Origin of the sequence: Chryseobacterium pennae (assembly GCF_003385515.1) — a bacterium.
Classification (GTDB): domain Bacteria; phylum Bacteroidota; class Bacteroidia; order Flavobacteriales; family Weeksellaceae; genus Chryseobacterium; species Chryseobacterium pennae.
Map to the genome: position 1 here is coordinate 17,111 of NZ_QNVT01000002.1, position 23,148 is coordinate 40,258.

Consider the following 23,148-nt stretch of genomic DNA (forward strand, 5'->3'; position numbering starts at 1 on the left):
AAACGGCTTATTATGCACTTGCGGAGTAGATTATTTTAACGGTTTTAATGTGAATGTTGAGTTTATTTCATGTAATTGTTAAATATTTATTAAAAATAAGTTTTTTATGTTGATATTTTTCTTAATTTTCAATTTAAATATAAAAAAAATGACAATAAGTTTATTTTCTAGAGTACTTCCCGCAGTTGCTCTTCTCTCAGCCGCCTCTATTACGGCTCAAAATTTTCAAACGATGCCTATTGCATCTGGATTTACGGCTGATGTAATTGCTAATGGAATAGGATCGGCATCCGTTTCTACAACGTCTGATGTAGACGGGGTATCTTTTGCTTTTGTGGCGAAAGATTTTAAACTGACCTCTACCAGTACTCCTCTCACGTATGGTCTTCCTGCAGATGGAATCATCAATTCAGTTGTAGCCTCTACTCCCGGACTTTCTTATCAATTGGGAGATTTAAGTGCTAATAACTCTTTAAAACTAGCTTCAAGTGGAGAGAGCGGAACTTTGGTATTTACGACTCCAAAAGCTGCTGTTAAACTGTATATGCTTGCCACAAGTGGTAGTGGAACATCAGTCGTAAGTGCTACAGTGACTTTCACAGATAATACAACTCAAATATTCTCTAATGTCAGTCTTTCAGACTGGTACAGTGGTTCTAATTTTGCCATTCAGGGAATTGGAAGAATTAACAGGGATAACAATATCTTAGATCCTAGTAGTAACAACCCAAGACTGTATCAATCTGTTTTGAATATTGATGCAGCTAATCAGGCTAAGCCAATACAGAGTATTACCGTTACCAAAAGTTCAGGATCCGGTATTCCTAACATATTTGCTTTCTCTGCAGATGCTTTTTCAGATTGTATGGCACCTGTTACAGATGCAGCAACAGTAGTAACTTCAAATTCAGCGCAAATATCATGGACAGTGCCTGCGAGCAATCAGACTACGGGTTATGATATTTATTATAGCACAAGTTCAACCGTACCTGCGAGTAACGCCAACCCTAATCATTCCAATGTGACAGGAACCTCTTATACTTTGAATAACTTATCTCCAAGTACAGTTTATTATTACTGGGTAAGAGCCAATTGCAGTACGGCAACAAGTAAAAGTTCATGGTCTCTTGTTAAATCATTTACAACACAGTGTGGTGCGTTAGTGCCTGCCTATACTAATAATTTTAGTAGTTTTCCGGGATTATGCTGGGCTAATAATTTAGTAGGAGGAGATCCGGCTACTGGGCCATCAGGTACAGGTTCTTTTTATTGGGGATCACGTAGTTTTTTAAATAATTCAGCTAATGGACCTTCAGCACATATGAATTTATTTTCTTCGGATAGAACAGGGTGGCTGAAAACGGGAGCCTTTAACCTGTCAGCAGGAGGATATAAAGTAAAATTTAATTATGGAATCACTACCTATTCAGGTACTGCTTCTTCTTCAATGGACAGTGATGATGTTGTTTATTTCCTGGTTTCCAATGATGGTGGAACTACATGGGTAATTCTGCAAACCTGGGATTCAAGTAATTCTCCATCTAACACATCAAATGAATATACCTTCGATCTGGCTAATTTTACTAATGCAAATACTATATTTGCTTTTTATGGAAGTACAGGACCGCTAGACGAAGACCTGGATTATAATTTCTATGTGAAGAATTTTACCATTGAAAATGCTCAGCTAAGTACCTCGGAAGTAAACCGTCAGGAGAAAAAAGTATCCGTTCATCCGAATCCTTTTAAAGATATTCTGTATATATCAGATACAAGAGATATTAAGTCTATAACTGTAACCGATACTACAGGAAGAACTGTGAAAACAATGGAAGGTTCTGCGAAAGAACTTGATCTGAGCAAATTAAATTCGGGGCTGTATTTTGTGATTCTTCACTTTAAGGATGGATCTCATTCTACTGTAAAAGCAATCAAGAAATAATTTTTTTAGTGTAAATAAAGTTGGGCGGCAGTACATTTTTGTACTGCTGCTTTTTTTAAGGTAAAAAAGTCCTCAAAATCTTAAAATCATGTAATCTAAATTATATTGATGTATGGTATTTTCAGCCATTATATGTTGAATGGTAACTTCCAGCCTCCTTCTTCCAGTCTAATAATCAATAATATTTCTTAATTTAAACCTCTAAAACTTACTGAAAATGCAAATCATATCAAACTCACTGGAAGACTATCTTTCAAAGATTCCGGAAGAAAGACAGGAGCCGTTTAAAAAACTTTTTGATATTATCAAAAACAACCTGCCAAAAGGTTTTGAAGAAGCTACCAATTATGGAATGCTAGGTTGGGTGGTTCCACTGGAAACCTATCCTGCGGGCTATCATTGTACACCTGGTACACCTTTACCATTTATTAACCTGGCTTCACAAAAGAATTTCATTGCCTTGTATCATATGGGATTATATTCCAGACCGGACCTTCTGGATTGGTTTGTAGCCGAATATCCTAAATATTCCAGAAAAAAACTGGATATGGGAAAATCCTGCGTACGTTTCAAAAAACCGGAAGACATCCCTTTTGAATTAATCGCAGAATTAAGCCAAAAAATGACTGCGAAAGACTGGATCAATATCTATGAATCTCAGTATAAGAAATAATAAAAGCCCTGAATCATATAGTTTTCAGGGCTTTTTTAATATGGATGCTTTTTTTAAGCAGAAAGCGAGAAGCGGGATGCTGGAAGTTCCCGTTGTGTCTTTGATAGTTTATCGTTTATTATTAAAAATATTTCAAGGTTTAAAAGGCTAATTAATGGCTTTCAGTTATTTTTCAGCGAGTATAAACTTCCTTCTTCCAGCTTCTAACTTCCTTTCTTTTAGAACTCAATATCCCAGATTCCGGTTTTGCGCTCAAGTTCTATTAAAGCGGAAGCGTTTTCTGCTAAAAGCTGGAAATAATTCTGACGAAGCTCATTAAATGTCCTTTGGGCATTGAGAACTTCTAAAATAGAGCTTTCTCCCCGCTGATAACTGTAAGTAATGCCTTTCAGTATGTTTTCCGCTTCTTTTAATATTCCATTGTCAAACTGCTGGAGTTGCTTTTGTACAGAAGTATATTGCTGATAAGCCTGAGTAACTTCCATTCGGATATTGTTTTCAATCTGTCTGTATTCCGTTTCTGCCTGTGAATAGCCTATTTCTGCAATTTTTAAATCAGCATTCCGGTGATTGGAAAATTTCAAAGGAACACTGATTCCAAATTTTACCGTATTAACAGCAGGAGAGGGTGCAATTTCATTATTGGCAACAGTATTATGTCCGGCACCGGCACTTAATCCTAAATCTATGACACGGTTGGCTTTTTCAAGTTTAACACGGCTTGCAGCAGTATTAATATTTTGTTTTGAAGCCAGAAGGTCTGCCCTTTCATTAAAAGCTTGTGTGATAAGGTCATTCAATATGAAGTTTCTGTTGAATGTATTAAGATTTCCACTTACATCTTTCCCGGTACAGTCACTTCCTATAAAATCGGATAGAGCTGTGACGGATTGCTGTTGGGCTCCTTCAAGCTGATAAACTTCATTCAATAAAGAAGAAGCTTCCAGTCGGGTCTGTTGTGATGTCACTTTGGAAATATCACCCAATCTGTATCGGATACTGTCGGATTTTGCTAATGTAAGCATGCTCTGATAGGATTCTTTCTGCACATTCAGTAATGCCTTTGCTTTTAATGCTTCAATGTATCCTAAAGTAGCATCAGCAAACAGATTTCTTACATAATCCTGTAGCTGTAACCTGGAATATTCAGCTTCATTCTTTGCCATTTCTATTCTGGCTTTTCTTTTGCCACCCAGTTCAAGGGTCCAGCTGACAGCTCCTCCTACGGTATATCCCATATCTTTAGATACCCCATTGTTGGAGGTTTCCATTTCAATCTGAGGGTCCGGGAAAATTCCTGCGGTGAGGATAGAGGCTTCAGCCATGCTGACATTATATTTCTGTGCGGCTAGGCCAAGGTTTTTATCCTTTACATATTTCAGATATTCATTAAAATAGATAGGCTCTTGTTCTGTTTGGGCCTTGATGAATATGCCGGTAACGGTACAGAATAATATGATTAAAAAATTAAATTTCATGAGAGGTTGTATTTTGTTTGTCAAAGCGATATTCAGCTAAATAATAAATGGCAGGAAGTACAAATAGGGTAAGGAATGTGGAAAACATTAATCCATATACAATCACAGTAGCCAAAGGTCTTTGTACATCTGATCCGATTCCTGTTGCCAGAGAAGCGGGTAATAATCCTATGATGGCTACGGAAGCGGTCATCAGTACAGGCCTGAAACGGTCCTTCGCTCCCTGAATAACGGATGCTTTAAGCGGAATTCCACTTTTTCTTAGGGTATTGATATGAGAAACCATAATCACTCCATTCTGAATAGCCACTCCGAATAAAGCAATGAAACCTACAGCAGAAGAAACGTTGAGTGACATTCCCCTGATATTCAAGGCAAGCATTCCTCCAAATAAAGCAAGCGGAATAATACTCATTAAGATCAATGCCTGTCTGAATGTTCCAAATGCACCATACAACAATAGGAACATCACTGCTAATGCTAATGGTACAATAACCGCCAGCCTTGAATAGGCTCTGTTTTTGTTTTCAAACTGCCCACCCCATTTGATCTGATATTTTTCATGATCGTAGCGAATGTTCTTTTCAATGCTCTTTTGTGCTTCGTTGAGAAATGAAGTAAGATCACGTCCCCGAAGGTTCAGTTTTACAGTAAGATGTCTTTTGTTCATTTCTCTTGTAATGGTACTTTCTCCGGTACTCAGTTTTACCGAGGCAATCTGTGAAAGCGGAATTTTTGCTCCTGATGAAGAAGCCAGCATCAGATTTCCGATTTTTTCAGGAGTATTACGGCTGTTTTCCACATAGCGGCAGGATATATCATATACTTTGTTGCCAATGAAAATTTGGGAGACGGCTTTTCCTCCAAGGGCTGTTTCAATAAGATCAGTAACATCAGAAACATTCAAACCATATTGGGCAATTTTATTTCTGTCAGCCACAATCTGCAATTGAGGAAGAGGAGGTTCCTGATCAATGGCAAGATCTGCGGAGCCGGGAACGGTTTTTAAGAGGGAAAGAATATTTTCTGCCACCTGTCGGGTTCCAGCGAAGTCATCACCATATATTTTTACCACCAGTTCACTGTGCGCTCCTGATATTTTATCCATAACACCATCAATCATTGGTTGGGAAAAACCTACGGTAAAGCCCGGCATTTCTTTATAATCTTCTGCCAGTTCTCTGATGAGGTCTGCTTTTGTTTTTCCTGATGTCCATTCCTTGTAGGGTTTTATTCCTACAGATACTTCAAAGTGAGAAGCTGTCCATGGATCTGTGCCATCATCATTACGGCCTGCCTGAACCATAATGTAAGTAACTTCTGAGTGTTTCATTGTTCTCAGACGGAGAGAATCACTCATTTCTTGAGCTTTTTTCAAGGAAATTCCAGGTGGAAGCTGTACCTGAAGCCAGATAGAACCTTCATCAAGTTCAGGTAAGAAATCTTTCCCTACGCTGTAGGAGAGAATTCCGGCACCAAGCAATACGATTCCTGCAGGAATAAAGATCTTTTTCGGAGCAGACATGATTTTATCTATTCCTTTTCCATAAGCGTTACTTACTTTTTCAAGCCATCGGTTATGATAGAGCTTTCGGGGCTTTCTGTAAATCATATAAGCCAATCCGGGAATCAGTAATAAAGCAACGGCTAATGCACCTAATAATGCATATCCTACAGTAAATGCCATGGGAGTAAATAGTTTTTTTTCCACTCTTTCAAAAGCGAATAAAGGCAGATAAGCCGTAATGATGATAATTCCTGAAAAGAATATCGGTTTCGCAATTTCAGAGGCCTTTTGAATGATTGTTTTTTCGTCCAGTTCCTTTTCTGGATGGTCTTCTCTTTGTCTTAAAATAGCTTCCAGCATTACGATGGAACCATCTACAATAATTCCGAAATCTATGGCTCCTAATGATAGAAGATTGGCAGGAATATTGGTGAAATGCATTAAAATAAAAGCAATAAGAAGTGAAAAAGGAATGGTAATCGCTGTAAGAAGAGCACCCCGCCAGCTTCCAAGGAATACAATTAATATAATAATCACCAATACAATTCCTTCCGTTAAAGTATGGGAAACTGTAGTAAGAGTAGTCTTTACCAGGTCCGTTCTATCCAGATAGGTATGGATTTTTACTCCAGCCGGAAGAATATTTTTGTTGAGTTCATCCACTGCTTCGTGGACACCTGTTAACACCTGTGACGGATTTTGTCCTTTCAATAACAAGACGATTCCACCTACACTTTCATTGTAGTTTCTGTTTCGGTCGGTAAAACCGAGAATTCCTTTGCGTTCCAGATTTCCGTATTTTAATGTTCCGATATCATTTAAAAAGACAGGAACTCCTTTTTCTGTTTTTACAACGGTCTTTCCAAGGTCATCAAGATTTTTAATCAATCCGATCCCACGGACTACATAGGCCAGATCTCCACGGGGAAGCATACTTCCCCCTGCACTGGCATTATTTTTACTGATGGTTTCAATGATTTCCGAAAGAGAAAGACCATATTGCTCCAGTTTGTTGGGATCTAATTCTATCTGAAACTGAGTGGTTATTCCTCCAAAATTGGTTACATCCGCAATTCCTGAAACCTGTTTTATTCTCGGAATGATTACGAAATTCTGAAGATCAGTAAGTTCTCTTAAACTGTGATTATCACTTTCAATAACATAGCGATAGATTTCTCCCACAGGCGAAGTCAGTGGATCCAATCCCGGCTGGGCACCATAAGGCAGTGAAACCTCAGCCAGCCTTTCCTGAATACGCTGTCTTGCCCAATAATCATCAATTCCGTCATCGAATACAATGGTAATCATGGAAAGTCCAAAAGTACTTTTGCTTCGCATAACATGCATTCCCGGAATTCCGTTAAGGGCTCTTTCCAGCGGAATAGTGATTTGCTGTTCTACTTCTTCAGCTGCGAGTCCCTGTACCTGGGTGACAACCTGTGAAGTGGTATCTGCAATGTCCGGATAAGCTTCAACGGAAAGTTTAGTCCAGGAATAGTATCCAAAAAATCCTAATAATATAAAGAGGGCCAGTATAAGCCATTTTTTCTGTATGGAAACTGTTAATAACTTTTTCATAATCTAACTTTATGGGAAACTTCAGTTTCCTCATTTTACATTTATTTTACATCCAGCAGATAAATTCCTCCTGTCGTCATGATCTCATCTCCGGATGTAAGTCCTGAAGTAATCTTTACTGTTTTTTCAGAAGCTTCAGCAGTGGTTACATTGCGTTTCACAAATTGGTTTTTTCCTCTTTTAATCCAGACATATTGATTGTCGTCTTTTTGCATCAGCGAAGAGGTTGGGATAATAATTGTGTTTTCAGAATCGGTGGAGTAGGTAATGGTAGCAAACATGCCGGGTTTTAATGTTCTGTCAGGATTATCACATTGTATTAAAACCTTAATACTTCTTGTTGCTTCATCTACCCAATCATTGATATGATATACTTTTCCGGTAATGGCCCTGTCCGGATAAGTATTGACTTTTACAGCTACCTGATCTCCGTTTTTAATGAACCGAAGATCTTTTTCTTTCACTTCTCCGGAGATCCAGACTTTGGAAAGTTCAGCAACAACCATTACAGGGTCTGCATCTTCACGGAGATACTGTCCGGTGACTATTTTGTTGGAAATAACTTCTCCGGCAATAGGGGCTCTTACAATTAAACCTCCGGAACCCTTACCTTGGCTGTTGTAAATCTTTAATGCAGTAGATGCATTTGATAAGGAGATCTTTTTATTCCTAAACTCAGTTTCAGATTCTTCAAGTTCCTTTTGTATTCCCACACCATGTTTTACAAGATCCTGCTGACGTTTGTATTTTTTTTCGGCCAACCCAGCTTCATTCAAAGCATCGGAATATTCTTTCTGTATATCCAGATAGCCAGAGGAAAGGACTTCAAAAAGAGGGCTTCCGGCATTTACCTTTTGTCCAATATTGACAAATGCCTTTGTAATTCTTCCTGAAAAAGGACTGGCTATTTCGGCGTAATTGTTAGGAATAGCTTCTATGGTTCCTACAGAAGTAATGTCATGATTGTATTCCTGATCACTGACGGTGATGGTTTTAATTTTCTTTAAAACAGGGTTGTTTTCAGGAATGGTAACCTGATTGTCTTTCAGAGTGATTTCCTGTTCTGAGGCTTGTTGAGGTGCATTGTCCTTGCAGGAGACTGCAAAAAGGGTAATAACGCTTAAGGTGATTCTTTTCATGATCTTAATAAAATTGGGTACTGTTGCTGATTTTGGGTTTTGTACTGCTCTTTTTCTTAATAGCCAGTTTCTTACTTCTGGCTTCCTTTTGAGTAGATAAAGTGGGTCGTAGAAATATATTTGTGGAAACAATGAAAAAGACGGTAATGAGTGCTTCTTTAGGGTATCCCAGCGCACATAATGCTCCTATTGCAGCGGAACACCATAAAGTAGCGGCAGTATTTAACCCCCGAACGGTAAGGCCGTCTTTCATAATAACACCGCCACCAAGGAATCCGATCCCGCTAACAATATAAGAGGTGATTCTTCCGGCTGCATCACCTCCGATTCTGATGGCGATTAAGACGAATGCTGCGGAGCCTATACAAACTAAAGTATTGGTGCGAAGGCCTGCATTTTTTTTACGCCACTGTCTTTCGAAGCCTATGCCGGCGCCTAAACAGAATGCAGTTAATAAGCGAAGGGTAAATTCAAATGTATTCATAACTTTTCCTTTTTTTATAAAGCTTGAAAGCTGTACGGGAAAAGTGAGTACAACTAAAGCTTTTAAGATTGATAATTACTGTAGGGATCTGCGTCCATGTGCTTTATTTTTTACAGTGCAAAAGTAGTAAGGCTGGTTTTTTTTAGCCGTTAGAAAAGCTTTAGAATGCTATTAGAATTGTATTAGAAAAAATGGTGATGAGACTTTTTAGTAAAAAAATATATACTTGATAGTATGATTTGATACTATGCATAGATTTATTAATGGTTACAGATGAGAATTAAAGTCATAATCTGTAACCATTTTTTAAGCTGAAATTTCAATACATTTGGCAAAAATCTAGCTTTGTGGTATAATAATATTAATTATTACAGAATAAAGCTTGCTTTATCTTCCGGTTTCAAACCATGGTTGTCTTTAATAAATTATAAATTTTAGAAATGAAAAATTCAAACTTAGCGATTCCTGCTACATTGCTAGCCATTATCTGTGTACAGGGTGGAGCATCAATTGCCAAGCAGCTTTTCCCGGCAATCGGAGCTATTGGAACCGTTACTTTAAGGATTGTACTTTCTGCTATTATACTTACCATTATCAATCGTCCCAAATTTTTACAGTTTACCCCACAAAAATGGAAGTATTGTGCAATGTATGGAGTGGGATTGGCAGCCATGAATCTTATTTTTTATATTGCTATCCAGAGGATTCCTTTGGGTCTGGCTGTAACTGTTGAGTTTGCCGGACCTTTATTTCTTGCGTTGGCATTATCCCGTAAACTATTGGATGTAGTTTGGGCGCTATTGGCCTGTGTGGGAATATTGCTTATTGTGCCATGGAAGAGCGATCATATTGATTTACTAGGTCTTGGATTAGCTTTTCTGGCAGGGATATTCTGGGCGCTCTATATTGTAATGGGCGGAAAAGTTTCTAAAATAATGGATGGAAAAGATGCCGTAACCACCGGGATGTTATTTGCCAGTTTGGTAATTATTCCATTTACGATTTGGGATGGGGCTGTTTTCAATATTACACCAACTATTTTTGTAAAAGGATTGGGAGTCGCAATTCTGTCGAGTGCCTTACCGTTTTCTCTGGAGATGATGGCTTTAAAAAAGCTTCCGGCAAAAACTTTCAGTATTCTGATGAGCCTGGAACCCGCATTTGCAGCTCTTTCCGGATTAGTATTTCTTGCAGAAGAACTCTCTTTTTTACAATGGATTTCTATTGGATGTGTAATTGCAGCAAGTATTGGAACTACTATCTTCAGCAAAATTTCTCATGAATAATTTTTTAAACCATTAAGAAGCCTTAGGGCTTTAAGGAAAGTTAAGTTTCAAGTAAACTTGAATGAAGCAGTGTGCTTCATTTCAAGGTTGGTATAAAAAGAAAATCAGAGATTTTATAAACTTATGTGTACTTATTATATATGCCGCTTGTCACTTAAAATCCCTTAAGTGTTTATAATTTTTGTGTCTTTTGACTTCGTCGAATCTTCGATTTGTGGTTAAAGAATATTTGCCACGTAAAAAATCTAAACCGTTTCAATATCAAATATCACTGTAAAAACAGTTTCATTATTTTCAGAGGCTACTTTGATGATTGCATGGTGCAGATGAATAATTTTCTCCGTTAAGAAAAGCCCGATTCCGTATCCTTTTTCATGTCTGGAGGTATCACTTCTGTAAAAAGGTTCAAAAATATGAAGTAAGTCTTTCTGTAAAATGGCAATTCCTGTATTGATAAAACTGATGATAAGCTTTTCATTGTTTGGTTTAACATCAATCATACAGGTATGAACCGGAGAATATTTACAGGCATTATCGATAAGGTTATTAAAGGCAACCTGCAATAAATATTCATTTCCCTGTATAACAAGTTGATGTTCTTCTATTGTACTGTTAATATTCAAAGAAACTTTGTATTCTTGATTTTCCTTTATTATTTTCGAATAAGATTCCAGTAAAATTTCATCCAATCGGACTTCTGAAAAACTGATTTCATTAGGATCATAGCTTGCTTTGGCAAGATCCATCAGGCTGTTGGATAACTTCACCATATTACGGGCATCATCCAGTGCATATTGAATAGTTTGCTGATATTCCTCCCGGGTTTGTTCCTTTTCAGAAGAGAACTCCAATTCTGTAATAATTGCGGATAGAGGAGTACGAAGTTCATGTGAAATATTGGAAACAAAATGTTTTTGAGCATCAAACGAATTTTCCAGGCGTTCAAGCATTCCGTTAAAATTTTGAGCAAGTTCATTCAGTTCGTCTTTTTCACTAGTAGTTTTTAATCGAAGCTGTAATTTGCCTGCGGTAATATTTTTAATCTGGCTCACCATTTCACTGAGGGGATTCAGCGCTTTTTTTGAAAGAAATATTCCTGCCAGATACACCAAAATTAAAATACTGATAAAAGCAATGATACTGATGGTAAGAAGATGATTGATAGATTTGTAACCATATTGATCGTACCCGGCAGCAGTTACCAGATATTCCTTTCCATTATGAGAGTAAACTGTTCCTATGGCTTGAAGATCACCAATGAAAAAACTGATTTCCTTCTTTTTAAAAATATTGGAAAGCATTTTTGGATCCTCCTTAACAAAATCTACCTTTGAATCATCATGATATACCAGATTGAATTCCGGATCATAGATAGCCACCTGAACTTCATTAATAGTTTTTGTGTTATTCTTGTAAACCCGGTGCATTTCCTTTTCGCTCAATGTACTTTGAAAGAAAAGATTGGCTTTTGCCACTGCTTCGTTGTTGAGCTGGGCATAAAATGAAATTTCTCTGGCTTCACTAGAAGAATAATATACTGCAATACCATAAAATATCATCAGCATGGCTGTGACAATGGTAAAGAGTAGGGTAAGCCGGGTCCTGATTTTCATTTCTTAGCTCTTATTGCTGGTGTTCTTCGTATCCTTTTTTTAAAATAAAGCCCATACCTGCTTTGGTATGAATCAGTTTATGTTCAAAATCCCTGTCAATTTTTTTCCGGATATAGTTGATGTAGACATCAATAAAATTGGTTCCTGTATCAAAATGAGTTTCCCATACATTTTCAGCGATCTCTGAGCGGGAAAGGACCCTTTCCGGATTTTCCAGCATGTATTTCATAAGGTTAAATTCTTTAGGGGTAAGTTTGATAGCGATGCCGTTTCTGCTTATGGACTTCAATTTGAGATCCATTTCAATATTTTCATACCTTAAAAGCTGTTCTGTGGGAGTGTGCATCGAGAATCTTTTCATTAAAACTTTAACTCTTGCAATCAGTTCGCGCATTTCAAAAGGTTTGGTAAGGTAATCATCTGCCCCGGAATCAAAACCTTCCAGCTTATCATCTGTAGTTCCCAATGCAGTCAGCATAATGACTGGAATCTGTGGTTTTAGATTTTTTATTTCCTTGCAAAAATCCAGACCATTTTTCAAAGGCACAATAATATCCGTAATGATGAGATTGAAATCCTGAGTAGAAGCCAGTTCTGTAGCCTTTTCACCATCATAGGCAAAGCTTACATCCATATCCTCTTCAAGAAGTCCTCTTCCAATAAGGCGGGAAAGTCTTTTATCATCTTCAACAAGTAAAATATGAGGCATAAAAGTAGCAAAAGGGTTTGGTTACTATGAAAGTTACTCGGTCTGTTCCACAAATGTAATGATTTCTATTTTGTAATTTTGACGTAAATAACAATCAGAATACCGGAAATTAAAATGATTTTCAATAAAAAAATAAAAAAAGGAATTGCTGGCGGACTTCTATCTCTTTTAATCTTGCTGTTAGTGCAATGTAATTCCTATCCCGGAACAAGCCAGCTTCAAAACGGAGATTTGCTTTTTGTAACAGCAAAAGAAAGCGGGCTTTCAGGGGCCATTAATAATGTTACCCAAAAGCAGAAGATAGCTTCCTTTGATCATATCGGCATTCTCGAAAAAGAAGGAAAGAAATTGTTTGTTCTGCATGCAGCTCCAAAAGGCGGTTCACAAAAGCAAAGTTTAAATGATTTTGTGAAGGATCAGAAAAAAGATCAGCAAAATATTGTGGTATACCGTCTCAAGGCTGAATATCAGAAATCAATTTCTGTGGCTATTGAGCATGCACATTCTATGCTGGGGAAGCCTTATAATTTCAATTATATTTTGGATGAAAATTCTTATTACTGTTCAGATTTTATAGAAAGAGCTTTTCGGGATGATCATATTTTTAAATTAGAACCTATGACGTTCATGGATCCGAAGACAGGAAAAATCAATACATTCTGGGAAGAATTTTACACTAAGAAAAAACTGAAGGTTCCTGAAGGAGAGCCTGGTTGTAATCCCAATGGATTGGCCGGATCAGAAAAGTTAGAAAGAGTTGGAGATCTTTGAAGCTGGAAGCAGGAAGAGGGAGGTTGGAAGTTATTATTGAACAAATATTTTATGAAATTCAAAACTAACAAATTGACTTTAAAATGAATAGATTTACTTGTATTGATTTTTTAAATACAGTGACTTCCATCCTCCAGCTTCAAACTTCCTGACTTATTTTATTAAATGTTAAATTTAAAAAAATATTAGTCTACTTATTTGGTAGACTAATATTTTTTTATACTTTTGTGACAGATTTAAATGCAGAACAAAATATGATCTGAGAATGTTTAATTAAAAAATATTTAGCAATGATTACACCTAACCCTAGTCTGCAGGTTTTTCAAAATAAACTGAACCTGCCTAAAAAAGAATTATTATTGGAAATTGAGTTGAATGGCAAAATGAAATTTGAGCATTTAATGAATACCATCTATAATCAAATGGGGATCTGTCATAGAGTGTTGTCAGCAAATGTGGAATATGTGAACGGAAATAGTTTTGGTTCGGTACAATTATATATTAATGTCAATTCAGAGGATTATCAGAAACTGGAAGTCTATCTGAATAAAAATAAACTTTTGAATACGACGGTGGAGTATCTCTGCCGGAAGTATTCTTAGGGGAGATTCATATAGTTTTAATTACTCAAAGTGTCAGGTTTTTACCGGGCACTTTTTCTTTTTATGATCTTGCAGCCAAATAGATTATGCAGATATTTTACCATGAAAAAAATAAAATAAAAGTCAGTAGATTTTAGAGAATCCTTTCAATTTTGACAATAGTTCCAATTGAAGGTGTGAACATTCCCGGGGTGCCAAAAATTCTTTGAATTTTTGACGGGGTGATTAAAAAAAGCGTTCAGATCTCTCTGAACGCTCTATAGTAATAAAAATAAGTTTAGATTCTCTCGATATCAGCACCAATTGCTTTCAGTCTTCCATCGATGTTCTCATATCCTCTGTCGATTTGCTCGATGTTGTGGATAATAGATTTTCCTTCTGCAGAAAGGGCTGCAATAAGAAGGGCATTTCCGGCTCTGATATCCGGGGAAACCATGGTTGTTCCTCTTAACGGAGCTTCCTGGTTTAATCCGATTACAGTTGCTCTGTGCGGATCACATAAAATGATCTGAGCTCCCATGTCGATTAATTTATCCACAAAGAATAATCTGGATTCAAACATTTTCTGATGAACCAGAATACTTCCTTTTGCCTGAGTTGCTACTACCAGAATAATAGAGAGTAAGTCAGGAGTGAATCCCGGCCATGGTGCATCAGAGATCGTAAGGATAGATCCGTCAATAAATTTTTGAATTTTATAATGCTCCTGAGCAGGAATGTAAATATCATCACCACTTTGCTCAAGCTGAATTCCCAGTTTTCTGAATGTATTAGGAATCACTCCCAATTGATTCCAGTTTACATTTTTGATGGTGATTTCAGATTTAGTCATGGCAGCAAGGCCAATCCATGATCCGATTTCTACCATGTCCGGAAGCATCGTATGTTCGGTACCCTTTAAATATTCTACCCCTTCAATGGTAAGAAGGTTAGAACCGATCCCTGAAATATTAGCTCCCATCCTGTTCAGCATTTTACATAATTGCTGAAGATAAGGTTCGCAGGCAGCGTTATAAATTCTTGTTTTTCCTTTTGCTAAAGCGGCAGCCATCACAATATTAGCAGTACCGGTTACAGAAGCCTCTTCTAATAAGATGAATTTCCCTCTAAGCTCTTTCGCTTTTAAAGAATAGAAATATTCCTCCTCATCATAATGAAATTCAGCCCCAAGTTCAACCAGCCCCTGGAAGTGAGTATCCAATCTTCTTCTTCCGATCTTGTCTCCTCCCGGAGTTGGCATATAAGCTTCTCCGTAACGGGCAAGCATCGGTCCCATCAGCATGATGGATCCACGTAATTTGGCGCCGTCTTTTTTAAATTCATTGGACTTTATATAGTCGAAGTTTACTTTATCAGCTTTGAAGGTGTAATCTCCATGTCCGTTTTTAATAACCTTTACACCGAAGTCTCCCAGAATTTCAATCAGTCTGTTGACATCGTGGATATCCGGAATATTTTTAATCCTTACTTCCTCGTCAGTCAGCAGTACTGCACACAGAATTTGTAGAGCCTCATTTTTGGCTCCTTGTGGAGTTATTTCACCCTGCAGTCTTTTCCCTCCTCTTATCTGAAATGTTCCACTCATTATTTTCTGTTTTTATAATTGTTATTATGCCTCCTTTTATTAGGCTGGTTATTATTATTATTTTTATTATTGTTGCTGTTGCTGTTGTTGTTGTTGTTGTTGTTGTTGTTGCTGTTTCGGTTGTTATTGTTATTATTTCGGTTGTTGTTATTACTGGTGTAGTAGATTTTACTTTTTTCAAGAGAATCTATTCCGGTAAGATCCAACCTGTTTTCAGACAGTTCTTTCAGGTGGCGGAAAATTACATCATCCGTCACATGTTCTTTATTATAGACATTATAAGACTTCTTCATATTGTTGGCAATTACTTCAATAAGGGCTTCTTTTTCATCACCCTGTTCCAGTTCTATTGCTTTTTCTATCAATTGAAGAATACTTTTTCCGTAAAACTTAAAGTCACCTTGAAGTTTTGGATATTCCATTCTTTTAGGTTTTTCTGCCAATTGTTCCATAGTAGGGAACGGATAAGGGGATTCTACATCCAGATCATGATTAGCAAGAATAAAAAGATGGTCCCAAAGTTTATGTTTATAATTTTCCTCGTCACGCAGTTGTGGGTTTCTCTGACCCATAAAATCGATGATTGCCATAGCCATTTCGTTCCTTTCCTCTTTGGTAGGAAGTTCTTTGCAGCGCTCAACCAACTGTTGTATAATTCTGCCATATTCCGGCATATGAAGCTGAGTTTTTTGGGTATTGTATTCCATAGTATGCAAATATATGGATTAAAAGAAAAATTGTTTCGAGAATCTTGAAAATTTATGATTTTTTAATGAAAATTTTAAAGATGATTCTCTTTGAATTATTATTTAAAATAAAAATATTTCTCCTTATTTTGAATTTGTTTTTAATAAAAATGTAAATTAGTTAATAGTTTGATAATTAAATATTCCAATGAAAAAAACACAATTTCTTCTTTCTCTATTGGCTTTAGCGCTTGTTGGCTCATGCCAGAATAACGATGAATTAAGTACAGACTCCCTGAAGAAGGAAGAAGTACATAATAAAATAGTAAATGTCACCCACCATGATGGAAGACCTTTCAGTACAGGAGCTGTATCCGGATCGGCACAGGCAAAGTTTGTAGCAGGCCCGGGAGGCAGTGTACTGATGCAGGGGTTCTATTGGGATGTTCCTGATGGTGGAAATTGGTGGAATACGGTTAAAGACAAATTAACGGCATGGTCTGATGCCGGAATTGGTGCCGTATGGCTTCCTCCGGCTTCAAAAGCTCAAAACGGTGCCTATTCTATGGGGTATGATCCTACTGACTATTATGATTTTGGAAATTTTAATCAGAACGGAAGTACAGAAACCCGGTTCGGATCAAGAACGGAACTTGAAGCATTGATTACAAAAGCTCATGCAGAAAATATGCAGGTTTATGCTGATATTGTGATCAATCATAACAGTGGCGGGCAATCTGAAGCCAATCCGTTTACCGGGACCAATACCTGGACTAATTTCTCAGGAGTTGCTTCCGGAAAGTTTCAAAGAAATTACAATGACTTTTATAAAAATGCTTACGGAAATAATGATGAAGGGGCTTTTGGCGGATTCCCGGACCTTTGTCATGCCAATCCACATGTACAGGACTGGTTGTGGGGAAGAGATGATTCTGTTGCAAAATATTATAAAAATGTAATGAAATTTGATGGCTGGAGATTCGATTATGTAAAAGGATTCGGTCCCTGGGTAGTGAATACCTGGAATTCTAAAGTAGGAGGTTTCTCTGTAGGCGAATTATGGGATTCCAATGTAAATACGTTAGAATGGTGGGCGAATAATGCGAACAGTTCCGTATTTGATTTTGCTGCCTATTATAAAATGGATGAAGCCTTTGACAACGGAAATCTGAATGTATTGAACGATGATATGATGTGGAAAAGAAATCCGTACAAAGCAGTAACTTTTGTTGCCAATCATGATACCGATATTATTTACAATAAAATGCCGGCCTATGCTTACATTTTAACCCATGAAGGCTATCCGACCATTTTTTACAGAGACTATGAAGAATGGCTGAATAAGGAAAGACTGAATAGTCTGATCTGGATTCACAATAATAAAGCTACAGGAACCACTTCTATTTTATACACGGACAATGATGAATATATTGCAAGACGTAACGGTTACAACGGAAATCCGGGACTGGTGGTTTATATCAATACCTCATCAAGCTGGCAGGAAAGATGGATCGATACGAATTGGAGTAATCAGCAGATCAAAGATTTTACTGGAAATTCAAGCTGGTATCCGACAACGCAGGGAGATAAGCGGGTGAAAATTCAATGTCCGCCGAATAGTTACTCTGTGTGGTCGCTTAATTTATGAGTAATGAGGGGCGATCGAAACTTATATTTTAATAAATAATAATACATATATTTCTCGCAGATTTTGCCGATAACGCAGATTTTTATAACCCAAGTAGCTGTGTAAATCCGTAAAATCTGTGGGAAATTACACCTGAATAAACTTTTTCTTCTGATGCTGATCCGGAAGGTAACATTTCTGATTAGCCAGTTTCATTCTGTTTCTTGAAACCACATCATAAGCTTTATCGCTCAGAAAGGCAGGTAAGATTTTACCAATAGCTGAAAGTTTGTAAATTCCGCCTAATATATTGGCAATTTGAAGGATGGCTCTCGATTTTATGAAGTAATATTGTTTGGGTTTCCAAAGGTATAATGTGTTGAAAACCTTTGTATCCAGACCTCTTTCAGATAAAAACTGTTGTCCGAATTCGGATTGAAGTGAGGCAAACATAAATTGGTCTTTTTTATCTCTTTCCAGAATCCACTGTACCCAGAAATTGCAGACTCCACAATCTCCGTCAAAAAATACAATATGTTTGCCTTCCCAGTTTTCCACCACTTTTATTTATTAAACATGATCCTTCTTTCTGTGTCTTCTTTGGCCTGTTTGAAATATTGAATAAGTTCTGCCCGCTGTTCATCGGTCAGTTTTGCATCCTGATGTCCTAGATAATAGGATTCAAGCGGCATTTCTTTTTTCTCAACCATCTCTATACATTCCTCCAGTTTACGAAGCTGTCTTTGAGGTTCATATACTGCAAAGGTAGAAAAATTAAGATGTTTTCTGCCTTCATTAATATGATTTTTCACAAACCATGAAGTGGGTGAAATATCAGCATACCACGGATATTTAGTTTCATTGGAATGACAGTCATAGCATGATGTCCTGATAATCTTAGCTACTTTTTCAGGAGTATTTTTTATTTTCAAAAAGTCCATGCCGGGTGTAGGACGCGGATTGGTTTTATCAATAGGAAAAAACTGAATGAAAATAAAGGCGACAAGGAGAATGACTGCTACTTTTTTCATAGGGATTTATGTTTGTGGATTATAAAGATAGGTAATTTTTTTAATGGGAATGTTTTGAGGCTGGAAGCAGGGAGAAGGAAGCTGGAGGCACTAGAGAACGGAGAGGAAATATTCTTTTTTTATATGAGATGAGGGAATATTGTAAGCGATACAATTGTCCTAAATTGTTTTCCCGTCTGCAATAAACTTCCATCTTCCAGCCTCCCGCTTCCATCTCCTCCTCCTTACATTGAGTTATTCTAAATAGAGTAGAAGGAGTTGAATGGATTTAAAAAATGACTAACTTAATACCACAATTGTGTCTTTAGCTCGGATGCTGTCGGGAATGTTTCTTTATAGTTTTTAACTATCATTGAGATAATTATTAATAGATTGTATTTATTGAATGAACGTTGTAAGTTTGTCATGACCTTACAACAATGAAGTTACTTAAACTGTATTAATCAATATAAAAAAATAAATAAACGACAATGGAAAAAGATTTGAATGACATCAGTAAATGCCCGTTTCATAACGGAACAATGAAGCAGAATGTAGCAGGTGAGGGAACTCAAAACAAAGATTGGTGGCCGGATCAGTTAAGAGTAGATCTTCTGCGCTCACACTCATCACTGTCTAATCCTATGGATCAGGACTTTGATTACGCAGAAGCATTTAAAAGTCTTGACCTTGAGGCTGTGAAAAGAGATCTTCACACTTTAATGACTGACTCCCAGGATTGGTGGCCTGCAGATTTTGGTCACTACGGACCGTTATTCATCCGTATGGCCTGGCACAGTGCCGGAACATACCGTGTAGGAGATGGAAGAGGTGGAGCCGGAGCAGGACAACAGCGTTTTGCCCCACTGAACAGCTGGCCGGATAACGTAAGCCTTGATAAGGCAAGAAGACTATTATGGCCCATCAAACAGAAATATGGGAGAAATATATCTTGGGCAGACCTTTTAATTCTTACAGGAAATGTTGCCCTTGAATCTATGGGATTCAAAACTTTTGGTTTTGCAGGAGGAAGAGCAGATGTATGGGAACCGGATGCAGATGTATATTGGGGATCAGAAAAGACATGGCTGGGTGGTGACATCCGTTATGCTCACGGATCCGAAGGAGCTGTAGAAGGACATGTAGCGGTTCTTCCTACCGATGATAATGCAGATGGAGATATTCACTCCAGAAACCTTGAAAATCCACTGGCAGCAGTACAAATGGGATTAATCTATGTAAATCCTGAAGGTCCGGACGGAAATCCTGATCCGATTGCAGCGGCTAAAGATATCAGAGATACTTTTGGACGTATGGCAATGGATGATGAGGAAACAGTTGCTTTAATTGCAGGTGGACATACTTTTGGAAAAACTCACGGTGCGGGCCCTGCAGATCATGTGGGTAAAGAACCGGAAGGAGCAGGGATTGAACAGCAGGGATTAGGATGGTCAAGCAGTTATAAATCAGGAAGCGGAAGAGATGCTATTTCCAGTGGTCTGGAAGTGACCTGGACTGAGACTCCGACTCAATGGAGTAATTATTTCTTTAAAAACTTATTTGAAAATGAATGGGAACTGACCAAAAGCCCTGCTGGAGCTCACCAATGGGTAGCGAAGGCTGGTGCAGAGATTATTCCTGATGCATTTGATCCTAACAAAAAGCATAGACCAACAATGCTTACCACGGATCTTTCTTTAAGATTAGATCCTGTTTACGAAAAAATTTCAAGACATTTTTATGAAAATCCAGATGCATTTGCAGATGCATTTGCAAGGGCGTGGTTTAAATTAACGCACAGAGATATGGGACCACGTGCCCGTTATCTGGGACCGGATGTTCCTCAGGAAGAACTGATCTGGCAGGATCCTATTCCGGAAGTAGATCATGAATTGGTAAATGATGCTGATGTAGAATCTCTTAAAGCAAAAGTTCTGAATTCAGGATTGAGTATTTCTGAATTAGTTTCAACAGCTTGGGCTTCTGCTTCTACTTTCAGAGGAAGTGATAAGAGGGGAGGAGCGAATGGTGCAAGAGTAAGATTAGAGCCTCAAAGAAACTGGGCAGTCAATAATCCGGCTCAATTACAAAAGGTATTGGGAGTATTGGAAGGAATTCAAAATGAATTTAATGCTCAAAATGGAAGTAAGAAAATATCTTTAGCGGATTTAATTGTTTTAGGAGGAAGTGGAGCTGTTGAAGCTGCTGCAAAAAACGCAGGACACGATGTGAAAGTTCCTTTTGCACCAGGAAGAATGGATGCTTCTCAAGCGCAGACTGATATAGAATCTATGGGATATCTTGAACCTGCAGCGGATGGATTCCGTAATTATCTGAAAACAAAATTCACGGTTTCTACAGAATCCTTATTAATTGATAAAGCTCAGTTGTTAACGCTTACTGCTCCGGAATTAACCGTATTGGTGGGAGGAATGCGAGCTTTGGATACTAATTTTGACGGTTCAAAAAATGGTGTATTTACCAGCCGTCCGGGAGTTCTTACCAATGATTTCTTTGTGAATCTTCTGGATATGGGAACGCAGTGGAAAGCAATGTCAGACGATAAAGAAGTATATATGGGAACAGACCGTAAAACAGGTCAGCCAAAATGGACGGCTACCCGTGCCGATCTTGTTTTCGGATCGAACTCTGAACTAAGAGCGATTTCAGAAGTGTATGGAAGTGCTGATGCACAAGGTAAATTTATCAATGATTTTATTTCTGCCTGGACGAAGGTGATGAATCTGGATAGGTTTGATCTGGCTTAAATAAGCATTTTAAATAAAAATAGTAAAAGACAGCAGTAATGGCTGTCTTTTTTATTACCAAAGAAATACCGAAATTTGTGGAAACTGGCAATAATACTTCGTTCCTGAGAAAAACTAAAAATTCAATGAAACAAATTTTACTACTATCATTATCTGTACTCATGCTGATTTCCTGTCAAAAAAAGAATCAAAATCAGGCTAAAGAACAAGAGGATCTTCCAATGGTGTCTGCTTCTAAAGTAAAGGTTCCGATACTTCAGAAAAACTATAAAACACTGCAGATACAGGGCAGGGTGAAATCGATTGAGGTTACAGGATACCAACAGTCTATTCTCCATGCTGATATGGAACATTCGGTGACAAAAACTATTTATAAATTTGATGAGAACGGAAATTTGACGGAAGAAACCGCTTATCTTCAAAACAATGAATTTGGGAGAAGATACCAATATTATTATGATGCAATGGGAAATGCCGTTAAAACAGTAGGGTTTGAAGAAAGTGATAAGAAAAAGTCAGTAAATAGGTTGACCCTTAACAAAAAAGGAATCGTTATTAGTGATAAAAAAATTGAATTCTCAAAGACTAAAAATAACGAAGATACCATTAGAAGACGGGAATATATTAACGATATCAAAGAAATGAATGATGCTGTTTTGAGTTATTCGTCTTATGAAAAGTCAAAACCTAAACAGACTACCCAATGGATCAAACAATATAAGAACGGAAATCTGATAAGTGAAAAGACATCTAATAACCTGCCTGAAGGGGAAACTGAAACTACTTACAGCTATGACAGTAACAATAACCTGATTATGCAGGAAGAAACCGGACTTTATCCAATAGTTCGGAAATGGAAGTATGATAAGAAAGGAAATGCGATCTATCAGCAGGTTGTGAATGATAAAGAAAGTATTTTTTCTGAGTTAAAGAAAACATTTGATGAATATGGAAATATTACAGAACTAACAGTCATTGAAAATGGAAAAATAGATGAGAGAGTATCTGTTAAATATGAATATACATACGATTCACAGCATAATTGGATTCAGATGAAGCGCTTTACATTGAACGGTGATAAAATTTCAGTAACAGATAGAAAAATTGTCTATTACTAAGGGAAATTAAATGTCCTTAATGAAATATAAAAACCACCGCAATTTTGCGGTGGTTTTATTTTTATCTGCCACACGATAAAATCTTGCGGGAGCAGGGCTTTCCTAAAACGAACTAAATTACAAAACATTATGTAAATGAAAACTTGACTCAAATGAGCGAATTTTTATTTTTCTTTATAACAAAGCCCATTTATATTATCAGTTATAAATAAATCTTTTTTAACATTATACTCTCTGTCAAAAGGAATTAATGTACCATTATAAGTAATACCTCTAAGATTGTGTGATACCAAATTTTTAGGATACAGAGAAATAAGATTGAATTTATAATTCTTATCTACAATAATCAAATCTTTTCTTTTACAGTTTGTTTTAGTCTTTGCTGATACAATTTTTATTATTGCAGTATTTTTTATACTGGCATCTATTTTTTCTGCATATATCAAATATGTATTTTCAATAGAGTCAATTTTAATAACTTTATAATTATACCCTTCACTAATCTTTGGCTTTATTCCACAAGAATATATAATGAATAATGATGCTAAAGTAAATATTATCTTTTTCATAAA

General features: G+C 37.1%; 19 protein-coding genes. 8 read left to right on the plus strand and 11 right to left on the minus strand.

Features of this window, described 5'->3' with window-relative positions:
- Positions 1-148 precede the first annotated feature (148 nt).
- Positions 149-1,942 carry a T9SS type A sorting domain-containing protein gene (locus DRF65_RS02635; protein ID WP_165852160.1) on the plus strand — a complete coding sequence of 598 codons (1,794 nt, stop codon included), beginning with the start codon at positions 149-151 and terminating at the stop codon, positions 1,940-1,942.
- Positions 1,943-2,159: 217 nt separating this feature from the next.
- Complete coding sequence (locus tag DRF65_RS02640; RefSeq protein ID WP_115968709.1) at positions 2,160-2,615, plus strand: DUF1801 domain-containing protein; 456 nt, start codon at positions 2,160-2,162, stop codon at positions 2,613-2,615.
- A 218-nt stretch (positions 2,616-2,833) separates the two neighbouring features.
- Here the strand turns inward: DRF65_RS02640 and DRF65_RS02645 are convergent, their stop codons facing one another.
- The 4 genes from DRF65_RS02645 to DRF65_RS02660 are packed head-to-tail and all read right to left on the minus strand — an operon-like array spanning position 2,834 to position 8,801.
- Positions 2,834-4,093, minus strand: coding sequence for a TolC family protein (locus DRF65_RS02645; protein ID WP_115968710.1), 1,260 nt, complete (start codon positions 4,091-4,093; stop codon positions 2,834-2,836).
- A complete protein-coding gene (locus DRF65_RS02650; RefSeq protein WP_115968712.1) occupies positions 4,083-7,178 on the minus strand; it encodes an efflux RND transporter permease subunit in 3,096 nt (1,031 codons plus the stop codon). The genes DRF65_RS02645 and DRF65_RS02650 overlap by 11 nt, the downstream gene beginning before the upstream one ends.
- A gap of 41 nt (positions 7,179-7,219) precedes the next feature.
- On the minus strand, positions 7,220-8,317 hold the full coding sequence (locus DRF65_RS02655; RefSeq protein ID WP_115968713.1) for an efflux RND transporter periplasmic adaptor subunit: 1,098 nt from the start codon (positions 8,315-8,317) through the stop codon (positions 7,220-7,222).
- A gap of 4 nt (positions 8,318-8,321) precedes the next feature.
- Complete coding sequence (locus DRF65_RS02660) at positions 8,322-8,801, minus strand: MgtC/SapB family protein (RefSeq protein WP_115968714.1); 480 nt, start codon at positions 8,799-8,801, stop codon at positions 8,322-8,324.
- A 440-nt stretch (positions 8,802-9,241) separates the two neighbouring features.
- On the opposite strand from DRF65_RS02660, the gene DRF65_RS02665 reads away from it, so the two are divergent.
- Positions 9,242-10,087: an EamA family transporter gene (locus DRF65_RS02665; RefSeq protein WP_115968715.1), complete on the plus strand. Its 846-nt coding sequence runs from the start codon at positions 9,242-9,244 to the stop codon at positions 10,085-10,087.
- A 245-nt stretch (positions 10,088-10,332) separates the two neighbouring features.
- On the opposite strand, the gene DRF65_RS02670 is transcribed toward DRF65_RS02665, so the two are convergent.
- Entirely contained in the window at positions 10,333-11,700 is a 1,368-nt protein-coding gene (locus DRF65_RS02670; RefSeq protein WP_115968716.1) for a sensor histidine kinase, read from the minus strand.
- Positions 11,701-11,710: 10 nt separating this feature from the next.
- The gene (locus DRF65_RS02675) at positions 11,711-12,409 is read right to left on the minus strand and encodes a response regulator transcription factor (protein ID WP_115968717.1); all 699 of its coding nucleotides are present in this window, start codon (positions 12,407-12,409) and stop codon (positions 11,711-11,713) included.
- A gap of 114 nt (positions 12,410-12,523) precedes the next feature.
- On the opposite strand from DRF65_RS02675, the gene DRF65_RS02680 reads away from it, so the two are divergent.
- Together DRF65_RS02680 and DRF65_RS02685 are read left to right on the plus strand one after the other, a co-directional pair.
- A complete protein-coding gene (locus DRF65_RS02680) occupies positions 12,524-13,180 on the plus strand; it encodes a YiiX/YebB-like N1pC/P60 family cysteine hydrolase (protein ID WP_115968718.1) in 657 nt (218 codons plus the stop codon).
- A 290-nt stretch (positions 13,181-13,470) separates the two neighbouring features.
- Positions 13,471-13,782, plus strand: a complete 312-nt coding sequence (locus tag DRF65_RS02685; RefSeq protein WP_115968719.1) for an NIL domain-containing protein — start codon at positions 13,471-13,473, stop codon at positions 13,780-13,782.
- A 277-nt stretch (positions 13,783-14,059) separates the two neighbouring features.
- Here DRF65_RS02685 and murA read toward each other — a convergent pair whose 3' ends face one another.
- Positions 14,060-15,367 (minus strand): UDP-N-acetylglucosamine 1-carboxyvinyltransferase, encoded by a 1,308-nt coding sequence (gene murA, locus DRF65_RS02690; protein WP_115968720.1) that lies wholly within the window; start codon positions 15,365-15,367, stop codon positions 14,060-14,062.
- Complete coding sequence (locus tag DRF65_RS02695) at positions 15,367-16,074, minus strand: DUF4290 domain-containing protein (RefSeq protein WP_115968721.1); 708 nt, start codon at positions 16,072-16,074, stop codon at positions 15,367-15,369. Before DRF65_RS02695 ends, murA begins: the two co-directional genes overlap by 1 nt.
- A 187-nt stretch (positions 16,075-16,261) precedes the next feature.
- Between DRF65_RS02695 and DRF65_RS02700 the strand changes: the two genes are divergently transcribed.
- Positions 16,262-17,701 (plus strand): alpha-amylase, encoded by a 1,440-nt coding sequence (locus tag DRF65_RS02700; protein ID WP_115968722.1) that lies wholly within the window; start codon positions 16,262-16,264, stop codon positions 17,699-17,701.
- 126 nt (positions 17,702-17,827) lie between these two features.
- On the opposite strand, the gene DRF65_RS02705 is transcribed toward DRF65_RS02700, so the two are convergent.
- Positions 17,828-18,238: a thiol-disulfide oxidoreductase DCC family protein gene (locus tag DRF65_RS02705; RefSeq protein WP_115969156.1), complete on the minus strand. Its 411-nt coding sequence runs from the start codon at positions 18,236-18,238 to the stop codon at positions 17,828-17,830.
- Between the two features lie 5 nt (positions 18,239-18,243).
- Positions 18,244-18,711, minus strand: a complete 468-nt coding sequence (locus DRF65_RS02710; protein ID WP_115968723.1) for a heme-binding domain-containing protein — start codon at positions 18,709-18,711, stop codon at positions 18,244-18,246.
- A gap of 470 nt (positions 18,712-19,181) precedes the next feature.
- Here DRF65_RS02710 and katG point away from each other — a divergent pair, with 470 nt between their 5' ends.
- Both katG and DRF65_RS02720 read left to right on the plus strand, forming a co-directional pair.
- Positions 19,182-21,458 (plus strand): catalase/peroxidase HPI, encoded by a 2,277-nt coding sequence (katG, locus tag DRF65_RS02715; protein ID WP_115968724.1) that lies wholly within the window; start codon positions 19,182-19,184, stop codon positions 21,456-21,458.
- Between the two features lie 125 nt (positions 21,459-21,583).
- Positions 21,584-22,576: an RHS repeat protein gene (locus DRF65_RS02720; protein WP_123947261.1), complete on the plus strand. Its 993-nt coding sequence runs from the start codon at positions 21,584-21,586 to the stop codon at positions 22,574-22,576.
- Positions 22,577-22,740: 164 nt separating this feature from the next.
- On the opposite strand, the gene DRF65_RS02725 is transcribed toward DRF65_RS02720, so the two are convergent.
- Positions 22,741-23,145 (minus strand): hypothetical protein, encoded by a 405-nt coding sequence (locus tag DRF65_RS02725; protein ID WP_115968726.1) that lies wholly within the window; start codon positions 23,143-23,145, stop codon positions 22,741-22,743.
- Positions 23,146-23,148: the final 3 nt, after the last annotated feature.

Excerpts from the sequence above, each read along its gene's own strand:
- DRF65_RS02635 (WP_165852160.1), top strand. The coding sequence starts at position 149 with ATGACAATAAGTTTATTTTCTAGAGTACTTCCCGCAGTTGCTCTTCTC.
- DRF65_RS02640 (WP_115968709.1), top strand. The coding sequence starts at position 2,160 with ATGCAAATCATATCAAACTCACTGGAAGACTATCTTTCAAAGATTCCG.
- DRF65_RS02680 (WP_115968718.1), top strand. The coding sequence starts at position 12,524 with ATGATTTTCAATAAAAAAATAAAAAAAGGAATTGCTGGCGGACTTCTA.
- DRF65_RS02720 (WP_123947261.1), top strand. The coding sequence starts at position 21,584 with ATGAAACAAATTTTACTACTATCATTATCTGTACTCATGCTGATTTCC.
- DRF65_RS02700 (WP_115968722.1), top strand. The coding sequence starts at position 16,262 with ATGAAAAAAACACAATTTCTTCTTTCTCTATTGGCTTTAGCGCTTGTT.
- DRF65_RS02660 (WP_115968714.1), bottom strand. The coding sequence starts at position 8,801 with ATGAATACATTTGAATTTACCCTTCGCTTATTAACTGCATTCTGTTTA.
- DRF65_RS02650 (WP_115968712.1), bottom strand. The coding sequence starts at position 7,178 with ATGAAAAAGTTATTAACAGTTTCCATACAGAAAAAATGGCTTATACTG.
- katG (WP_115968724.1), top strand. The coding sequence starts at position 19,182 with ATGGAAAAAGATTTGAATGACATCAGTAAATGCCCGTTTCATAACGGA.
- DRF65_RS02710 (WP_115968723.1), bottom strand. The coding sequence starts at position 18,711 with ATGAAAAAAGTAGCAGTCATTCTCCTTGTCGCCTTTATTTTCATTCAG.
- DRF65_RS02725 (WP_115968726.1), bottom strand. The coding sequence starts at position 23,145 with ATGAAAAAGATAATATTTACTTTAGCATCATTATTCATTATATATTCT.
- murA (WP_115968720.1), bottom strand. The coding sequence starts at position 15,367 with ATGAGTGGAACATTTCAGATAAGAGGAGGGAAAAGACTGCAGGGTGAA.
- DRF65_RS02665 (WP_115968715.1), top strand. The coding sequence starts at position 9,242 with ATGAAAAATTCAAACTTAGCGATTCCTGCTACATTGCTAGCCATTATC.
- DRF65_RS02645 (WP_115968710.1), bottom strand. The coding sequence starts at position 4,093 with ATGAAATTTAATTTTTTAATCATATTATTCTGTACCGTTACCGGCATA.
- DRF65_RS02675 (WP_115968717.1), bottom strand. The coding sequence starts at position 12,409 with ATGCCTCATATTTTACTTGTTGAAGATGATAAAAGACTTTCCCGCCTT.
- DRF65_RS02655 (WP_115968713.1), bottom strand. The coding sequence starts at position 8,317 with ATGAAAAGAATCACCTTAAGCGTTATTACCCTTTTTGCAGTCTCCTGC.
- DRF65_RS02685 (WP_115968719.1), top strand. The coding sequence starts at position 13,471 with ATGATTACACCTAACCCTAGTCTGCAGGTTTTTCAAAATAAACTGAAC.
- DRF65_RS02670 (WP_115968716.1), bottom strand. The coding sequence starts at position 11,700 with ATGAAAATCAGGACCCGGCTTACCCTACTCTTTACCATTGTCACAGCC.
- DRF65_RS02695 (WP_115968721.1), bottom strand. The coding sequence starts at position 16,074 with ATGGAATACAATACCCAAAAAACTCAGCTTCATATGCCGGAATATGGC.